The following is a 15,487-nucleotide window of genomic DNA, read 5'->3' on the forward strand; positions in this document are numbered from 1 at the left end:
CAATCACGCAGTTGCGTCACAAGCGTGCTTCCATTCGCGCGATAATCGGCTAAAAGGTGACCGCCGCAACCCTGCGACGCCGGGCAGCGATTTCCGAATCTGGAGAATTTTAGATGTTGAGCCGAGCGCTCAGTTTAGCGACGGTGATGCTTCTGATCGGCTGTCTGGCGGTGGGCGAGGTGCATGCCCAGGCGACAAATCTCGAAGCCGGCAAAAGCCCTTCCCAGATTTTCTCGGGCACCTGTACCGCCTGCCACAAGAGCCCCCGTGGCCTCTTGAAGACCATACCGGCCTCGTCGCTACCGGGCTTTTTGCGTCAGCACTATACCACCAGCGGCGACATGGCCTCGGTGCTGGCCTCGTTCCTGGTGTCGAATGGCGCGACCGACACCCGCTACCAGGCGAAGGATCAGCCGAAACAGGGCAAGGACGGCAAGCAGGAGGCCAAGCCTACGCAGGAGGCTAGGCCCGCCGGTCCGCCGGACCAGCTCGATCGGTTTGGCCGCCGGCAACATCCGGCCGCACCGGCGCAGGAGGTTGCCAAGCCGGACACCGATGGAATTTCGCCGCCAGCCGAACCCGGCCGTCCCGGCCGCAAGCGGCTGGCCCGGCCGAGCGAGCCCGCGGAAGGCCAGACCCCCGCTGCGACCGAGCCCAAAATGGGCGCCAGGCAGAGGCTGAGCAAGCGTAGCAAGCCGGGCGCCGAAGAGCCGCCGAAGATGGAAGAGCCGGCCAAGGGCGAGGCCGCGAAGGACGACGCATCCGCGAAGGGCGATACCGCCAAGGGTGAGGGCGACAAGCCCGAGGCCGCCAAGCCGGCCGACGAAGCCAAGTCCGAGAGCGCCAAGTCCGAGAGCGCCAAGTCCGAGACCGCCAAGGTCGAGGCGCCCAAAGAGAGCGTTGGCGGCGAGCCTCCCGCGCTACGCCCCGATCCGGTTCCGCCGGTCACACCGGCGCCCCCAGCGGCGACGGCCACCGGCACCGGTACTACCGAGCCGGCCGCCAGCCCATCGCCAGCTGCTGCTGCTTCGCCGATGCCGGCGGCAGCCCCACCCACGCCCCCGGCAGTAACGGCCTCGGCGCCGCCGCTGCCGCCGGTCGTCCCGGCGGGACCGCCAGTACCTCCGATCTCCCAGTAGATTTCGCGATCGCCATCGCGGCGCCCGCCCGGGCTTGACCATCTCTAGAGTAACACTCTAGAGTATTGATCTAGTCGGCGAGGGCATGGATGGCTACCACGGCGCGCGAGGATTTGCTGGCGGCGGGATTGGCGGTGTTCGACCGCGACGGCTTTGAGGGCGCGACCGTTGCCGCCATTCGAACCCGGGCGCGGGCGTCCAACGGCAGCTTTTTCCATTTCTTCGGATCGAAGAAGGAGCTGGCCGGCACCTTGTTTCTGGAAATTCTGCAGCGCTACCACGGCGCCGTCCTCGCGGCGATCGGGGAAAACCTCGGCGCGAGGGAAGGGGTCGCGCGGTTGATCCAGGCGCATCTGGACTGGGTGGTCAACAACCGGCGCGAGGCGCGCTATTTGTTCGAGATTTCCCGCAGCGAATGGAGCGAAGAGATCCGCGTCGCGCAACGCGCGCAGAATTCGCGCCTTGCAGATGGCGTCGAAGGATGGCGCGCGCCGCTGATCGCGCGCGGCGAATTGCTGCCGATGTCGCCGGCGCTGTTCTTCAGCCAGATCATCGGACCGGCGCAGATTTTCTGTCGCGCCTATCTCGCGGGCCGCGACCGCGCCGATCCGAGAGAGCAGACCGAAATTTTGATCGCATGCGCGATCCGCGCGGTGGTGGCAACCGATGCGCCCGGCATAACTGGAGAAACGACATGATGGCTGATACCGACCCCGACTTCGCACCGATCGCAACCCGCATCCGCGACAATGTCGGCCGCCAGGGATTCATGACTCATGTCGGCGCCGAGCTCTCCGAACTGGCGCGTGGCACCTGTACGCTCGCGGTCGACCGGCGGCCGGAGCTGTTGCAACAGCACGGCCTGTTCCACGGCGGCGTGACGGCGTTTCTGGTCGACAATGCGACCACGATCGCGGCGGCGACGTCGCGCGGCCAGCCGGCATTGACGGCGGAATACAAATTGAACCTGCTGTCGCCGGCGGCCGGCGAACGCTTGATCTGCCGGGCGCGCGTGATCAAGCCCGGACGTCAGGTCGCGGTCGTCGCCGCGGACGTGTTTTGCGTGATCGACGGGGTCGAGAAACACACCGCAACGGCATTGGCTTCGATCGCAATGCTCGACGACAAAGCTGCAGCACGAATCCAAAGCCCGGCCTGACAAAGCGTTTTCAAGCGAAGTGGGTACCGGTTCGCGTAAAGAAAACGCGTCAAAAAAGAATCGGGAGCTCTGGTTCTGCTTCAGAACCAGAACTCCCGGCCGGGCTTTGAGCTATCAGACGTAACGAGAAGGCTTACTTTTCGTCGGCCGCGGCAGCCGGCTCCTCGTCGTCGTGGCGGGCTTCCGGATCGAAGAATTCGCCGGCGGCCTTGAGCGCCTCGGCGGCGGCATCCTGGTCTTCCTGACGGGTCGAGATGTCCTCGCCGCGGTTGATGCGCTCGGCCTCGTCGGCGCTGCGCGCCACGGTGACGCTGACGCTGACTTCGACTTCCGGATGCACGGCAATGGCGATTTTGTGCTTGCCGATGGTCTTGATTGGCGCGTCCAGCATGACCTGGCTGCGGCTGATGGTGACCTTGTCGGCCTCGAACGAGGCGATGATGTCGCGCACATTCACCGACCCGAACAACTGGCCGGATTCCGAGGCCTGACGCAGCAGGACGACATTGCGGCCGTCGATCTTCTCGGCGACCTTGGTTGCCTCGCCCTTGGCCTTGATGTTGTTAGCTTCGAGCTCGGCCTTCATGCCGTCGAACTTGGCGCGATTGTCCGCGGTCGCGCGCAGCGCCTTGCCGCGCTTCAAGAGAAAGTTGCGGGCAAATCCGTCCTTGACGCGGACGACTTCACCCATCTGACCGAGCTTGGCAACGCGTTCCAGCAAAATGACTTCCATATTCGTTCTCCTTTTGAAGTGGTGGTATTCGGTTTGTGTGCAAGTTTGAGTGGATGGGTAGAATCACGACGCAGGAATGGGCGGCGGCCTCCTGCGCAAGTAGCGTTGGCGTAATCCGAAAGCCGCATCCGCGAGGCCAAGCGCGACCATCGCCAGAACGGGCCAGGTGAACATCACGACCATGACGTAGGTGCAGCTCAGCAGGAACGTGCGGCTCTTCAGCGCCAGCGTCAGCGTGTGCAGGACCGCGAAGCCGGTGAGCGCATAGGCCATCATCAGGGCCGTGGTGACGATTTGCGCCAGCATCGCCGGCAATCCACCGGCAAAACTGAATGCGATGGCGACCAACAGTGCAACCAGCGTCATCGGCGGCAGCGCTGTGCTCTTCAGGTCCGGCCAGGGCCGGTGCAGCCGTCCGGAGGTCGCCGTGATCTTGGCAGCGAGCCAGAGATTGAGCGTCAGCGTCATCATGGCGACGACGGCCGCCGCCGCCGGCGCGATGATCACCACAGCGTCAACCCATCGTTGGATATCGCCTGACGATGCCTCGTCCCGCGGAGCTAGAATCCGCAGCAGGCCCCGTTGCAGCGCGCCGCTGATCGCATCCGCGTCGCTGCCGAGCGTGAACAGGGCCGCCATCGTGGTTACCGTAGCAAACCCGGCGATCCACAGCAGGATGCGGCCGACCGGGTACCATTCCAGAACCGGTGCGACCGGCGCGGCGTCGTTGCCCGATCCGTCACTGGGCGCAGGTCGTCCCAGCAAAGCGAGGTGCCCGAGCCACCAGGCGGGCAGCGCCACCATGACGACGAAGGCCATGCAATAGGGCAGGCCGAAGATCGCGCCGAGGCCGGATGCCGCGGCAATGCCGCCGATGGTCGCGCACAGCGGTCCCCAGCCGATCGCCGCCACCATCAAGGGCAGCGGCGCCAGATAGAACAGCAGGACTGAGATCAGCGCGCCCGAGATGATCGAGGCGAACATCAGCGCCGACGCAGAGCCGGCCGCAAGCGCAATGACAAGAATCGCGATCATCAGCTGTCCCGCTCCTTTCGAGCGGTTAGAGGTTCTTAAAACCCCAACCATCGGCGACCGGACGACCCGGAAGCCTTATGAAGAATCTGGTCCGCGGCGCGTACGCCGCGGACCAGGGTATTCGTTAGCGAATGACGTAAGGCAGCAAACCGAGGAAACGCGAGCGCTTGATGGCGCGCGCGAGTTCGCGCTGCTTCTTGGCGGACACGGCGGTGATCCGGCTCGGCACGATCTTGCCGCGCTCGGACACGTAACGCATCAACAGCTTGGAATCCTTGTAGTCGATCTTCGGCGCATTCGGACCCGTGAACGGGCAGGTCTTGCGGCGGCGGAAAAACGGACGGCGTGCACCAGCTTCAGCCATGATTCTTACTCCTCAACCGCTGCGGTTGCTTCGTCGTCACGTGGCCGACGCGGGCCACGGTCGCCGCGGAAGCCGCCGCCGTCGCCGCCACGGAAACCACCACCTTCGCGGTCGCCCCGGAAACCGCCATCGCGGTCGCCGCGGAAACCACCGCCGCGATCGTCGCGCTCGCGGTCACGATCGGCCTTGCGCATCATGGCCGAGGGACCTTCCTCGTGCTCTTCGACGCGAACGGTGAGATAGCGAATCACGTCTTCGCTGATCCGCTCCTGGCGCTCGATCTCCGTGACCGCAGCCGACGGCGCGTCGATGTTCAGCAGCACGAAATGCGCCTTGCGATTCTTGTTCATGCGATAGGTGAGCGAGCGTACGCCCCAGTTTTCCATCTTCACGACCTTGCCGCCGAGACCTTCGACGATGCCGGTCATCTGGGTGGTCAGTTCTTCAACCTGCTGGGTGCTCGCATCCTGACGCGCGAGAAAAACATGCTCATAAAGAGGCATGGGTGTCCTTTCCTGTGTTGGCGCGGTTCCCGGCGGCAAGCCCTTCGAGACCTCCGGAAAGGACTCGATAATGCTCAGAAGGCGGAAGCACGGGACGACGGGCCGACTGGCCCTGCCACATCAACATCACCGAAAAGGTGAAATTGCTGAGACCGTCCGTTCAGCTCCCGGCCGGGATCCACGGATGGCGCGGTTTATAAGGATTTTGAGCGCCATGGCAAGGACGGAGAGGGTTTCGAATCTCCGATCTTGATTTATTTGTTTGTATGTCATACAAATAATGGACGAGAGGGGTAAAATGGCTCCCAAGTCCGTCCAATCCGCTCCGGAAATGCCGGCCGACGATCCCAGACACGCCACCCGCGCGACCCGGACCGCCGGGCGCCAGATGCGCTCGCGCCTGCTCGACGGCGCCAGCCGCCTGTTCAGGGAGCGTGGCCTGGCCGGAACCTCGATCTCGGATATCGCGGCGGCGGCCGACGCGTTTCCGAGCCAGATCACCTATTACTTCCGGACCAAGGAAGCGCTGTTCGTCGAGGCCGCCTGCCGCGAGATGCTGTACGTGGCGCGCGCGGCCGAGCAGGCAGCATCGCAGGCCCTCACGCCGCGGGATTACACGCGTGCGCTGGTTGAGACCGTCACGGGGACGGATTCGGTTGCCTTCTTTACCGAGGCGCTGACGCTGACCCGGCGCCGCCAGGATCTCGCGCCGCTGGTGGAGCGCACCATCGAGCGGCTGCACGGCGAGGGGATGCGCGCCTATGCCGGCCAGATCGAGCGGCACGGCTGGAAAAGCTTGCGCGACCCCGACGCAAGTTCGCGGCGGTTCTGGGCGGTCGCGATCGGCGTGATGGTCGAGGGCCATGCGATGGGCCGTTCGGCCGAGGAAATGTGCGGCGAGATGCTGCGCGTGCTGGGCGATCAGGCGACGGCAAAACCCGCAAGCGAGGCGGCCGGGCTGCGCCTCGTTGGCGACCGCGACGCCTCCGATTTCTGCAACCGACGACATAGGTAACAGTTCAGCCCGACGACATAGGTAACACAATTCTCGTTTCGTTCAGGTCTGCTGTTTTTGTGGCTGTGGACCCTGTGGGCGATGCTCTTGCATCGTCCACAAGTCCACAGGCCTGTTTGGGTTTTCGCAGGCGGTCGTCGCGGTGGGCGATCGTGCCGAGCACGATCGGGCCGTAGCAGACCGTCCATCCAGCGGCATCGTGTTCGCAGAGGCCGACCGGCTCGCCGATCAAGGCCCCGCTGATGTAGATCGTTTGGCCCTGCCATTTGATCTCGCCGTTATGACGCACCCGCCGCACTTCGCAGTCACCGTATTCCGGCTCGCGCAAGACGCCGTCGAAGCGGCGCGGCGAGGAGGTATAGTGATCGGCCGGCGTGTCATCGTCGAGCGACTCGTGCGGACGCTGTTCGTTGTAGATGCGCTGGAAGTTCCGCAAGCGCTTGAGCTGCTCGCGCAGGCTGTGCGCCGGTGGACTGGCGGTGTCCTGCAACAGCGTCAGATGCATCCGCTCGTGGCGGCCATTCTGCTGCGGTTTGCCGGGCGCAATCCGCTCCGGCAGCACGCCCGCCTTGATCACCTTGACCGACAGTTGCGAAAGCCCGCCGGCACCGCGCGACGCAAAGGGCGGACCGTTGTCGGAACGCAGCCGATGCGGCAGGCCGAACTCGCGGAAGGCGGCCTCCACGACCGGCCAGACGTGCGCGGTATCGGTACGCGTCATCGCCTGGCAGCGCAGCAGATACCGGCTATGGGCATCGGTCAGCGTCAGCGGTTCGCAGCATTTGCCGTCCCCCGTCATGAACCAGCCCTTGAAGTCGATGCACCACACCTCGTTGGCTGCCGTGCATTCCGCAAACGGTGCGCTCGAGGGCGGGCTGCGGCGGCGCAGCTTCCGCTTTACCGTCAATCCCTGGCGGTCGAACAAGGCTCCGATCGTGCTCGCCGCAGGCCATTCGAGCGCCGGCGCCCGACGTTCCAGAAAAGCCAGAACCTTCCGGGGTCCCCAACTCGGATGCGCCCGCCGCACCGCAAGGCAGCGTTCGGCGATCTCCTCGCCAATCGCCTGGGGATGATGCAGCGGCGCACGTGGGCGGTCCCACAGACCCTCAACACCGGCTTCCTGATAACGCTCAAGCCACTTGTATCCGACCCTTCGGCTCACGCCGAACCGCCGGCATACCGCCGCAAACGACTCCTCGTGCTCCTCCGCCGCAATCACAAAGCGCATCCGCTCGTCCACCGCACAGGTCTCCATCCAAACCATCGGCAAGGCCCTCCCTGCCGATCACTTGACCTGTTACCCATGTCGCCGGTCTATTGTGTTACCTATGTAGCCGGTTTGGACCGATTCAGATTCACCCGACGGGGAGAGATCATCATGACCGCGCTTCGCATGCGGGCCCGCGACTTTCTGAACGAGGATCAATTGATCGCCGTCCGCCGGCGCGTGACGTGGAAGGGCGCAGCCCTGATCGCGCATGCGTGGGCGTTGATATTGGGCTCGATCGCGCTGGTGGCGTGGTGGCCCAATCCGCTGACCTTTCTGCTGGCGGTGGGCATCATTGGCTCGCGCCAGCTCGGGCTCGCGATCCTGATGCATGACGGCGCGCATGGCTGTCTGTCGGCGGACGAGAAGGTCAACCTGACGCTGAGCCAATGGTTCTGCGCCTATCCGATCTTTGCCGAGACCCGCGCCTATCGCCGCTATCACCTGCAGCACCATGCGCGCACGCAGCAGGATGACGATCCGGATCTCGTACTGTCGGCGCCGTTTCCGATCACCGGGATGAGCTATCGCCGCAAGTTCGTCCGCGATATCACCGGGCAGACCGGCTACCAGCAGCGCAAGGCGCAGTTGTTGAATGCGCTCGGGCCGAAGGAATGGCCGATCACGCAGCGCGCCGCGCATTTCCGCGAGAAGCTTGGTCCGCAGTTTGCCGTCAACGCCGTGCTCTTCGCAGGCCTCGCGGCCGCCGGCGTGTGGTGGGCCTATCCGCTGTTATGGCTTTTGCCGCTGCTTACCTGGCAGATGGTCATCACCCGCATCCGCAACATCGCCGAACATGCCGTCGTTCCAGACTCGGCCGATCCCTTACGCAATACGCGCACCACGCACGCGAATTTCCTGGAGCGGCTGTTCATCGCGCCGTATTACGTCAATTATCACCTTGAGCATCATCTGCTGTTCTATGTGCCCTGCTACAACCTGCCGCGCGTCCACCGGATTCTCAGCGAAAGCCGGTACGCGGACCGGATGGAGGTGCAGCCCAACTACGCTGCCGTGCTGCGGCTGGCGACCGCCAAGCCCGACCACGAGGATCGGCCGGGAGAATTGGCTAGCAGCGTGCGCCGCGCACGCGCCGGCGCCGAGGTTGGCGGGGATCAAAAGGCGGGCGGATTCTAGCAAGCCAGCGCCGGAGCCTTCGCCATGGGGGCAAGAGTCACCAATTCGACGCCGGAAGTGTGGATCACGAAACCGCCCTTGCCGCGGCGTTTGGCCTCGTACATCGCGCGGTCGGCGGCGCTCAGCAATTCGTCGGCGGTAATCCCGTCACGTGGCGCAGACGCGAGGCCGATGCTCCGCTCGGAGTGGTGGAGGTCGAGCAGGATCTTGTGATTTTCCAGCAGCAGGAAAATCATCCCCGCGGTGTAGACCGGAGTTTGCAAGCCGATGAGAAACAGGAACGGGACCGGCGACAGGATCGTGGCCATGGCAAAGGGAAGTGTCAGGATGCAAATCAGGAGAATTCCGTAGCGCGGCGTTCCGGCGTTGCGCGAGGCAATTCCGCCGACCAAATTCGCAAGTCCGATGCCTGCCATCAAGGCCAGCGGCAAGATCCCCGATCCGACACATTGATAACAGCCGGCGGAAATCAGGATGACCGATGTCAGCCCGGCCCAGATCGGCGTGATGTTCGGCGCGATCCGCCGGTCGGCTTTCGCCTGCGCGAGGGCTTTCATCATCAGGTAGATTCGGGTGCTGCCCAGAACGAGCTCCGCCAGCATCCAGGCATAGGCCCATGCGGCGCCGGTCAATGCGGCGGCAATCGATGCGATCAGCAAGGATGCCAGCACGGCCAGCACGAACGTCCTGGTCTTGTTCGTCCTTTGTTGGAGCAACTCGTTGCGGATATCGTCGGGCAGCGGAAGCGGGCCGGCGAGCAACCAGTCGACGCAGCCTTGCAATTGAAACCAAAGCCGCTGCGGTTGCGCGGCAGGAACGGAAGCTGTCGATGTCGGTGGGACTACAGACGCCATTGTCCCAGTTTCGGCATCCGGTATTTAAGACCGCTTAAGCGCAACGGCGAAGTTCCGGACAGCGTAAACATTCTGCCTGCAAGGCGATTGCTTGTGCGATTGCACCGTCCGTCCGGCTTGACAGCGCGGCGAAAGCCGGTGTCTTACGGCTGCACTTGAGGGAGTTTTCAGCAAAAATGACGGCAGCATTTACTTTTCCGGGCCAGGGGTCGCAGGCCGTCGGCATGGGCAAGGCTCTGGCGGAGGCCTATCCGGCCGCGCGGGCCGTGTTCGACGAGGTCGATGCGGCACTGGGCGAGAAGCTGACGGCGATCATCTGGGATGGCCCGGCCGAGACCCTGCAGCTCACCGAAAACGCCCAGCCGGCCCTGATGGCGGTCTCGATCGCGACCCTGCGCGTGCTGGAGACGGAGGCCGGTTTTTCGGTCGGGCGCGATGCCGCCTACGTCGCCGGGCATTCGCTCGGCGAATATTCCGCATTGGCCGCGGCCGGCAGCCTCAGCGTCAGCGATACCGCGCGGCTGCTGCGTATCCGCGGGCTGGCCATGCAGAAAGCGGTGCCGGTCGGCGCCGGAGCCATGGCCGCCCTTCTCGGGCTCGATTATGAGGCGGCGGTGGCGGTCGCTGACGAAGCGGCCCAGGGGCAGGTCTGCCAGGCCGCCAACGACAATGGCGGCGGGCAGGTCGTAGTGTCCGGCGACAAGGCAGCCGTCGAACGCGCGCTCGAGATTGCCAAGACCAAGGGCGCCAAGCGCGCGATGCTGCTGCCGGTGTCGGCGCCATTCCATTGCAGGCTGATGCAGCCCGCCGCCGATGCGATGGCGAAGGCGCTGGCGGATGTGACGATCAAGCCGCCGGCAGCCCCGCTGGTGTCGAACGTGCTGGCTTCAGCGATCACCGATCCCGACGAGATTCGCCGCCGCCTGGTCGAGCAGGTCACGGGCACGGTGCGCTGGCGCGAGTCGGTTGCCTATATGGCCGCCCACGGCGTCACGCGATTCCTGGAAATCGGTGCCGGCAAGGTGCTGAGCGGGCTGGTCAAGCGCATCGCCGACGGCGCGGTGGGCGTGTCGGTCGGCGGCCCGAACGATATTGCCGCGGCAAAGGATGCGCTGGCGGCGGCGCATTCCGCATAAGGAGACATTGATGTTCGATTTGACGGGCAGGACGGCGCTGGTGACGGGCGCGACCGGCGGCATCGGCGGCGCCATCGCGCAATCGTTGCATGCGCAGGGCGCGACGGTGGCGATCTCGGGCACGCGCCGCGAGGTGCTGGATACGTTCGCCGGCAAGCTTGGCGAGCGCGTCCACGTGCTGCCGTGCAATCTCTCCGACAGTGCCGAGGTCGAGGCCCTGGTGCCCGCAGCCGAAGCGGCGATGGGGCAGGTCGATATTCTCGTCGCCAATGCCGGAATCACCAAAGACAATCTGTTCGTGCAGTTGCGCGATGAGGATTGGGACGACGTCATCAGGGTCAATCTGACCGCGACCTTTCGCCTCGCTCGCGCGGCGACCAAATTGATGATGCGCAAGCGGTTCGGCCGCATCATCGCGATCACCTCGATCGTTGGCGTGACCGGCAATCCGGGGCAGGCCAATTACACCGCCTCCAAGGCCGGCATCATCGGCCTGATCAAGACGCTGGGCGCCGAATACGCCAAGCGCAACGTCACCGCCAATTGCATTGCGCCGGGATTCATCAAGACGCCGATGACGGACGCGCTCAACGACAAGCAGCGCGAAACCATCCTCTCGAAGGTTCCTGCAGCGCGGCTGGGGACGCCGGAGGATATCGCCGCGGCGGCGGTCTATCTCGCCTCCAATGAGGCAGCCTACGTGACCGGGCAGACGATCCACGTCAATGGCGGAATGGCCATGTTTTGAGCCGGTTACCGGCCGCTTCGATCCGTCGAACGGCCGTTTCGGGCAACCGAGCGAGGCGTGTAGTCAAGGTCAGGGAAGTATGATAACCGAACCATCAGCGGATGGGCAAACAAGGCCATTGCAGGAATTTGAATCCCTGTATATTGGCGTGGCGACACCTGCCGTTCGCCGGGCCTTTGTCGGCTACCACCGGGCCGAATCAAGTCTATGCGCGATTGCGAAGGAAGTTTAACGACCACGATGGCTCGTATCGTCTCTAGTGGCGTCTTGGGGTCGGGTCCAATGGAACAAGCACGAGGTTGAACGATGAGTGAGATTGGCGAGCGGGTTAAGAAGATTGTGGTCGAGCACCTCGGTGTCGAACCAGACAAGGTGGTTGACGCTGCAAGTTTCATCGACGACCTCGGCGCCGACAGTCTCGACACCGTCGAGCTTGTAATGGCATTTGAAGAAGAGTTCGGTTGCGAAATTCCCGACGACGCCGCAGAGACGATTTTGACCGTCGGCGACGCGACGAAGTTTCTCGAAAAGAACGCAAAAAGCTGACGCCCCGCGCGGTGCGCATTGAAGCCGGACGGGCCGTGGTCGAACGGTCCCCCGGTTTCTTGTTATGGGCGGCCTTTTGCGGGCTGGAGTTTTTGATATGAGGCGGGTCGTCGTCACTGGGCTGGGCATGGTTACGCCTCTCGGCTGCGGCGTCGACGCAACCTGGAAGCGTATCCTGAACGGCCAGAGCGGCGCCAGGAAGATCGAGACTTTCGAGGTCGCCGATCTCTCCAGCCGGATTGCCTGCGTGATTCCGCGTGGCGACGGCTCTGACGGCAGCTTCAATCCCGACCAGTGGATGGAGCCGAAGGACCAGCGCAAGGTCGACGATTTCATCATCTTCGCGATGTGCGCTGCGCGCCAGGCGCTCGATGATGCCGATTGGCATCCCTCCACCGAAGAGGACAAGTGCGCGACCGGCACCCTGATCGGCTCGGGGATCGGCGGCCTGTCCGGCATTGCCGATACCGCCCTGCTGCTCAAGGAGCGTGGACCGCGCAAGGTCTCGCCGTTCTTCATTCCGGGGCGTCTGATCAATCTGGCTTCCGGCTATGTTTCGATCGAGCACGGCCTCAAGGGCCCCAATCATTCGGTGGTGACCGCGTGTTCGACCGGGGCGCACGCGATCGGCGACGCGAGCCGGCTGATTTCGCTCGGCGATGCCGAGGTGATGGTGGCGGGCGGAACGGAATCGCCGATTTGCCGGCTGGCGATGGCGGGATTTTGCGCGGCGCGGGCGCTGTCGACCGGTTTCAACGAAACGCCGCAAAGGGCCTCGCGTCCCTACGACAAGGATCGCGACGGCTTTGTCATGGGCGAGGGCGCCGGCATCGTGGTGCTCGAGGAATACGAGCACGCCAAGAAGCGCGGTGCGAAGATTTACGCCGAGGTGACCGGCTACGGACTGTCCGGCGACGCCTATCACATCACCTCGCCGGCGCCGGACGGCGACGGCGGTTTCCGCAGCATGAGTGCGGCGCTGAAGCGCGCCGGAATCACGGCTTCCGATATCGACTACATCAATGCGCACGGCACCTCGACGCAGATCGGCGACGAGATCGAGCTCGGTGCGGTAGAGCGGCTGCTCGGCAACGCAACCTCGAAGGTGTCGATGTCGTCGACCAAATCGTCGACCGGGCATCTGCTGGGCGCGGCCGGCGCGATCGAGGCGATTTTCAGCATTCTTGCGATTCGCGATAACATCGCGCCACCGACCATCAATCTCGAAAATCCGTCGGTGGAAACGACGATCGATCTGGTGCCGCAATCGGCGCGTAAACGCGAGATCAATATCGCGCTGTCGAATTCCTTCGGTTTCGGGGGCACCAACGCTTCCGTGATCGTTCAGCGCGTGACTGGTTAGCGGGTGTTAAGAGCGTCTCCACCGTTTTGCCGTATTCGGCGATGACTCCGGAGCGCGATCAGCAAAAGTGGGAACCGGTTTTGCGTCCGATCGCGCTCCGAACTATAAGAGGCGCATGATCTTGTCGCCAAACCGCCAACACTTTGGCGGATCATGCGCGAAGCGTGGGCGTATGCTATTGGCCGGGCAGGGGTTTGTCAGGCCACGATTGAACCGGCAGGATTCAGGTTGCATCGATGAGTGAGAGGCCGCCCATTTCACCACGCAGTCCGCGCGCCGCGCTGGAGCCGGAGCAGGTCCCGCCGCCGCCGAAGCGGTCGGAGCGCGCCCGCAATCCGTTCGTCGTGGTCGGCAATGCGATCATCACCATTCTCATCGTGTTGATGATCGGCGCGGGGGGCGGATATTACTACGGCAGGCAGAAGCTGGAGGCGCCCGGTCCGCTGACGGAAGACAAGATCGTCAATATTCCGGCGCGGGCGGGAATGACCGACATTTCCGATATCCTGCAGCGTGAAGGCGTGATCGACAATAATCGCTGGGCGTTCATCGGCGCGGTGTTCGCCCTGAAGGCGCGCTCGGAGCTCAAGCCCGGCGAATACGCTTTTCAGAAGAATGCCAGCCTGCGCGACGTCATCGGCACCATCGTCGAAGGCAAGGTGGTGCAGCACGCCGTCACCATTCCCGAAGGCCTGACCTCCGAGCAGATCGTGGCGCGGCTCACCGACAACGACATTTTCGCGGGCTCGGTGCGGGAAATGCCGCGCGAAGGCACGCTGCTGCCGGAGACCTACAAATTCCCGCGCGGCACCACGCGCGACCAGGTGATCCAGCGCATGCAGCAGGCCCAGAAGCGCGTGCTTGCGGAAATCTGGGAACGCCGCAATCCGGACGTTCCGATCAAGTCGCCCGAGCAGCTCGTCGTGCTGGCCTCGATCGTCGAGAAGGAAACCGGCAAGGCCGACGAGCGCAGCCGGGTCGCTGCGGTGTTCGTCAATCGGCTGCGGCAGAAGATCAAGCTGCAGTCCGACCCGACCATCATCTACGGGCTGGTCGGCGGCAAGGGGACGCTCGGCCGGCCGATCAAGCGCTCCGAGATTCAGCAGCCGTCGCCTTACAACACCTATGTGATCGATGGCCTGCCGCCGGGGCCGATCGCCAATCCCGGGCGCGCTTCGCTGGAGGCGGCCGCCAATCCGGCGCGCACCCGCGACCTGTTCTTCGTCGCCGACGGTACCGGCGGCCACGCCTTTACCGAAACCTACGACCAGCATCAGAAGAACGTCGCCAAGCTGCGCTCGATGGAAAAGCAGATCCAGAACGACACGGTTGAGCCGGCCGACGACGCGCCGCCGCCGGCCGCCGCCGCACCGGCCGACACCAATCCGACCGCGACGACAAAGCCTGCGGCGCCGAAAAAGCCTGCGCGTCCTGCAGCCCCCGCCGGTGCCCGCCAGGGCGCGGCGCAATCCACCACCACGCCGCCGGTGGTTCAGCGCTGAAGCCCGGAACGTGATTCCACTTTCACGGAATTCGTTTTAAGGTCGCGCAGTTCGCTTGCGAGTCTCACATCCCCCTGTCAGAGAGTTTTACGCGATGGCGCTATCGAGCATGACCGGTTTTGCCCGGAGCCACGGCGCCAGCGGCCCGTATACGTTCGAATGGGAATTGAAATCGGTCAATGCCAAGGGCTTTGACCTGCGGCTGCGGCTGCCGCCCGGATGGGATGAGCTCGAGGCCTTTGCCAAGAAGCGCGCCGGCGAAGTGCTGTCGCGGGGAACCGTGTACGCCAATCTCAACGTCAAGCGCGCCAACGCGGTCTCGACCATCCGCATCAATGAGGACGTGCTGTCGTCGATCGTGAAGGTCGCAGGCGTCCTCGCCGGCAAGATCGATGCGGTGGCGCCGAGCATCGACGGGCTGCTGAGCATCAAGGGCGTGATCGAAGTCGTCGAGCCCGAAAGCAACGACGAGGAAGACAAGGCTGCGCGGGACGCTGCGGCTGCGGCGTTCGAGCAGGCGCTCGGCCATCTGGTCGAGATGCGCCGCCGCGAGGGCGTCACGCTCGGACAGATCCTCTCCCAGCGGATGGATGAAATCGAAAAACTGGCGAAGAGGGCCGAGGCCGCGCCCGGCCGCAAGCCCGAGGCGATCAAGGCTCGGTTGGCCGAACAGGTCGCGGCGTTACTTGATACCTCTGATCGTTTCGACCCCGATCGCCTCAACCAGGAAGCGCTCCTGATCGCGGCCAAGGCCGATATCCGCGAGGAGCTCGACCGGATCGCCTCGCACGTAGCGCAGGCCCGCGAGATGATCGGCAAGGGCGGCCCGGTCGGACGGCGGCTCGATTTCCTGGCGCAGGAATTCAACCGCGAGGTCAACACCTGCTGTTCGAAGTCGAACGATCTCGAATTGACCAATACCGGGCTCGAGATGAAGAACGTGGTCGAGCAGTTCCGCGAGCAGGTCCAGAATCTGGAGTGATCGA

At 64.2% G+C, this 15,487-nt stretch carries 16 protein-coding genes and 1 pseudogene; 11 read left to right on the top strand and 6 right to left on the bottom strand.

All coding sequences use genetic code 11. The annotated features are described in order from the left end of the window. The first annotated feature begins 113 nt into the window (after positions 1–113). The 3 genes from NL528_RS20090 to NL528_RS20100 all read left to right on the top strand — a co-directional run bounded on the left by NL528_RS20090 (position 114) and on the right by NL528_RS20100 (position 2,298). Positions 114–1,139 (top strand): hypothetical protein, encoded by a 1,026-nt coding sequence (locus NL528_RS20090; RefSeq protein ID WP_309184402.1) that lies wholly within the window; start codon positions 114–116, stop codon positions 1,137–1,139. An 89-nt stretch (positions 1,140–1,228) separates the two neighbouring features. After that, positions 1,229–1,837: a TetR/AcrR family transcriptional regulator gene (locus NL528_RS20095; protein ID WP_309184403.1), complete on the top strand. Its 609-nt coding sequence runs from the start codon at positions 1,229–1,231 to the stop codon at positions 1,835–1,837. After that, on the top strand, positions 1,834–2,298 hold the full coding sequence (locus NL528_RS20100; protein WP_309184404.1) for a PaaI family thioesterase: 465 nt from the start codon (positions 1,834–1,836) through the stop codon (positions 2,296–2,298). The genes NL528_RS20095 and NL528_RS20100 overlap by 4 nt, the downstream gene beginning before the upstream one ends. 133 nt (positions 2,299–2,431) lie before the next feature. On the opposite strand, the gene rplI is transcribed toward NL528_RS20100, so the two are convergent. The 4 genes from rplI to rpsF form a co-directional block, all read right to left on the bottom strand. Then, positions 2,432–3,031, bottom strand: a complete 600-nt coding sequence (gene rplI / locus NL528_RS20105; RefSeq protein WP_309184405.1) for a 50S ribosomal protein L9 — start codon at positions 3,029–3,031, stop codon at positions 2,432–2,434. 63 nt (positions 3,032–3,094) lie between these two features. Then, complete coding sequence (locus tag NL528_RS20110) at positions 3,095–4,066, bottom strand: DUF2232 domain-containing protein (protein ID WP_309184406.1); 972 nt, start codon at positions 4,064–4,066, stop codon at positions 3,095–3,097. 124 nt (positions 4,067–4,190) lie between these two features. Then, positions 4,191–4,430: a 30S ribosomal protein S18 gene (rpsR, locus tag NL528_RS20115; protein ID WP_002711478.1), complete on the bottom strand. Its 240-nt coding sequence runs from the start codon at positions 4,428–4,430 to the stop codon at positions 4,191–4,193. A 5-nt stretch (positions 4,431–4,435) separates the two neighbouring features. Then, a complete protein-coding gene (gene rpsF, locus NL528_RS20120; RefSeq protein WP_309184987.1) occupies positions 4,436–4,933 on the bottom strand; it encodes a 30S ribosomal protein S6 in 498 nt (165 codons plus the stop codon). A 298-nt stretch (positions 4,934–5,231) separates the two neighbouring features. On the opposite strand from rpsF, the gene NL528_RS20125 reads away from it, so the two are divergent. Beyond that, entirely contained in the window at positions 5,232–5,948 is a 717-nt protein-coding gene (locus NL528_RS20125) for a TetR/AcrR family transcriptional regulator C-terminal domain-containing protein (protein WP_309184407.1), read from the top strand. 148 nt (positions 5,949–6,096) lie between these two features. On the opposite strand, the pseudogene NL528_RS20130 reads toward NL528_RS20125, so the two are convergent. Further along, a pseudogene (locus NL528_RS20130) lies at positions 6,097–7,212 on the bottom strand (integrase core domain-containing protein); the annotation flags it as partial. Between the two features lie 114 nt (positions 7,213–7,326). Here NL528_RS20130 and NL528_RS20135 point away from each other — a divergent pair. Beyond that, a complete protein-coding gene (locus NL528_RS20135; protein ID WP_309184408.1) occupies positions 7,327–8,352 on the top strand; it encodes a fatty acid desaturase family protein in 1,026 nt (341 codons plus the stop codon). Here NL528_RS20135 and NL528_RS20140 read toward each other — a convergent pair. After that, complete coding sequence (locus NL528_RS20140; protein WP_309184409.1) at positions 8,349–9,206, bottom strand: hypothetical protein; 858 nt, start codon at positions 9,204–9,206, stop codon at positions 8,349–8,351. The genes NL528_RS20135 and NL528_RS20140 overlap by 4 nt on opposite strands. 176 nt (positions 9,207–9,382) lie before the next feature. On the opposite strand from NL528_RS20140, the gene fabD reads away from it, so the two are divergent. The 6 genes from fabD to NL528_RS20170 all read left to right on the top strand — a co-directional run bounded on the left by fabD (position 9,383) and on the right by NL528_RS20170 (position 15,483). Then, a complete protein-coding gene (fabD, locus tag NL528_RS20145) occupies positions 9,383–10,342 on the top strand; it encodes an ACP S-malonyltransferase (RefSeq protein ID WP_309184410.1) in 960 nt (319 codons plus the stop codon). Positions 10,343–10,352: 10 nt separating this feature from the next. Next, the gene (gene fabG, locus NL528_RS20150; RefSeq protein ID WP_309184411.1) at positions 10,353–11,090 is read left to right on the top strand and encodes a 3-oxoacyl-[acyl-carrier-protein] reductase; all 738 of its coding nucleotides are present in this window, start codon (positions 10,353–10,355) and stop codon (positions 11,088–11,090) included. A gap of 306 nt (positions 11,091–11,396) precedes the next feature. Continuing rightward, entirely contained in the window at positions 11,397–11,636 is a 240-nt protein-coding gene (locus tag NL528_RS20155; protein WP_027536714.1) for an acyl carrier protein, read from the top strand. A 97-nt stretch (positions 11,637–11,733) separates the two neighbouring features. Further along, positions 11,734–12,999, top strand: coding sequence for a beta-ketoacyl-ACP synthase II (fabF, locus tag NL528_RS20160; protein ID WP_309184412.1), 1,266 nt, complete (start codon positions 11,734–11,736; stop codon positions 12,997–12,999). Between the two features lie 236 nt (positions 13,000–13,235). Beyond that, positions 13,236–14,501: an endolytic transglycosylase MltG gene (gene mltG / locus NL528_RS20165; RefSeq protein ID WP_309184413.1), complete on the top strand. Its 1,266-nt coding sequence runs from the start codon at positions 13,236–13,238 to the stop codon at positions 14,499–14,501. Positions 14,502–14,595: 94 nt separating this feature from the next. Beyond that, positions 14,596–15,483, top strand: a complete 888-nt coding sequence (locus tag NL528_RS20170; RefSeq protein WP_309184414.1) for a YicC/YloC family endoribonuclease — start codon at positions 14,596–14,598, stop codon at positions 15,481–15,483. Positions 15,484–15,487: the final 4 nt, after the last annotated feature.

It is taken from the genome of Bradyrhizobium sp. Ash2021 (genome assembly GCF_031202265.1).
GTDB lineage: Bacteria > Pseudomonadota > Alphaproteobacteria > Rhizobiales > Xanthobacteraceae > Bradyrhizobium.

Bases quoted from the DNA above. Each gene is read 5' to 3' on its own strand.
- NL528_RS20100 (WP_309184404.1), top strand. From the start codon at position 1,834: ATGATGGCTGATACCGACCCCGACTTCGCACCGATCGCAACCCGCATC.
- rpsR (WP_002711478.1), bottom strand. From the start codon at position 4,430: ATGGCTGAAGCTGGTGCACGCCGTCCGTTTTTCCGCCGCCGCAAGACC.
- NL528_RS20170 (WP_309184414.1), top strand. From the start codon at position 14,596: ATGGCGCTATCGAGCATGACCGGTTTTGCCCGGAGCCACGGCGCCAGC.
- NL528_RS20095 (WP_309184403.1), top strand. From the start codon at position 1,229: ATGGCTACCACGGCGCGCGAGGATTTGCTGGCGGCGGGATTGGCGGTG.
- NL528_RS20135 (WP_309184408.1), top strand. From the start codon at position 7,327: ATGACCGCGCTTCGCATGCGGGCCCGCGACTTTCTGAACGAGGATCAA.
- NL528_RS20155 (WP_027536714.1), top strand. From the start codon at position 11,397: ATGAGTGAGATTGGCGAGCGGGTTAAGAAGATTGTGGTCGAGCACCTC.
- mltG (WP_309184413.1), top strand. From the start codon at position 13,236: ATGAGTGAGAGGCCGCCCATTTCACCACGCAGTCCGCGCGCCGCGCTG.
- NL528_RS20090 (WP_309184402.1), top strand. From the start codon at position 114: ATGTTGAGCCGAGCGCTCAGTTTAGCGACGGTGATGCTTCTGATCGGC.
- rplI (WP_309184405.1), bottom strand. From the start codon at position 3,031: ATGGAAGTCATTTTGCTGGAACGCGTTGCCAAGCTCGGTCAGATGGGT.
- fabF (WP_309184412.1), top strand. From the start codon at position 11,734: ATGAGGCGGGTCGTCGTCACTGGGCTGGGCATGGTTACGCCTCTCGGC.
- NL528_RS20125 (WP_309184407.1), top strand. From the start codon at position 5,232: ATGGCTCCCAAGTCCGTCCAATCCGCTCCGGAAATGCCGGCCGACGAT.
- rpsF (WP_309184987.1), bottom strand. From the start codon at position 4,933: ATGCCTCTTTATGAGCATGTTTTTCTCGCGCGTCAGGATGCGAGCACC.
- fabD (WP_309184410.1), top strand. From the start codon at position 9,383: ATGACGGCAGCATTTACTTTTCCGGGCCAGGGGTCGCAGGCCGTCGGC.
- fabG (WP_309184411.1), top strand. From the start codon at position 10,353: ATGTTCGATTTGACGGGCAGGACGGCGCTGGTGACGGGCGCGACCGGC.
- NL528_RS20140 (WP_309184409.1), bottom strand. From the start codon at position 9,206: ATGGCGTCTGTAGTCCCACCGACATCGACAGCTTCCGTTCCTGCCGCG.
- NL528_RS20110 (WP_309184406.1), bottom strand. From the start codon at position 4,066: ATGATCGCGATTCTTGTCATTGCGCTTGCGGCCGGCTCTGCGTCGGCG.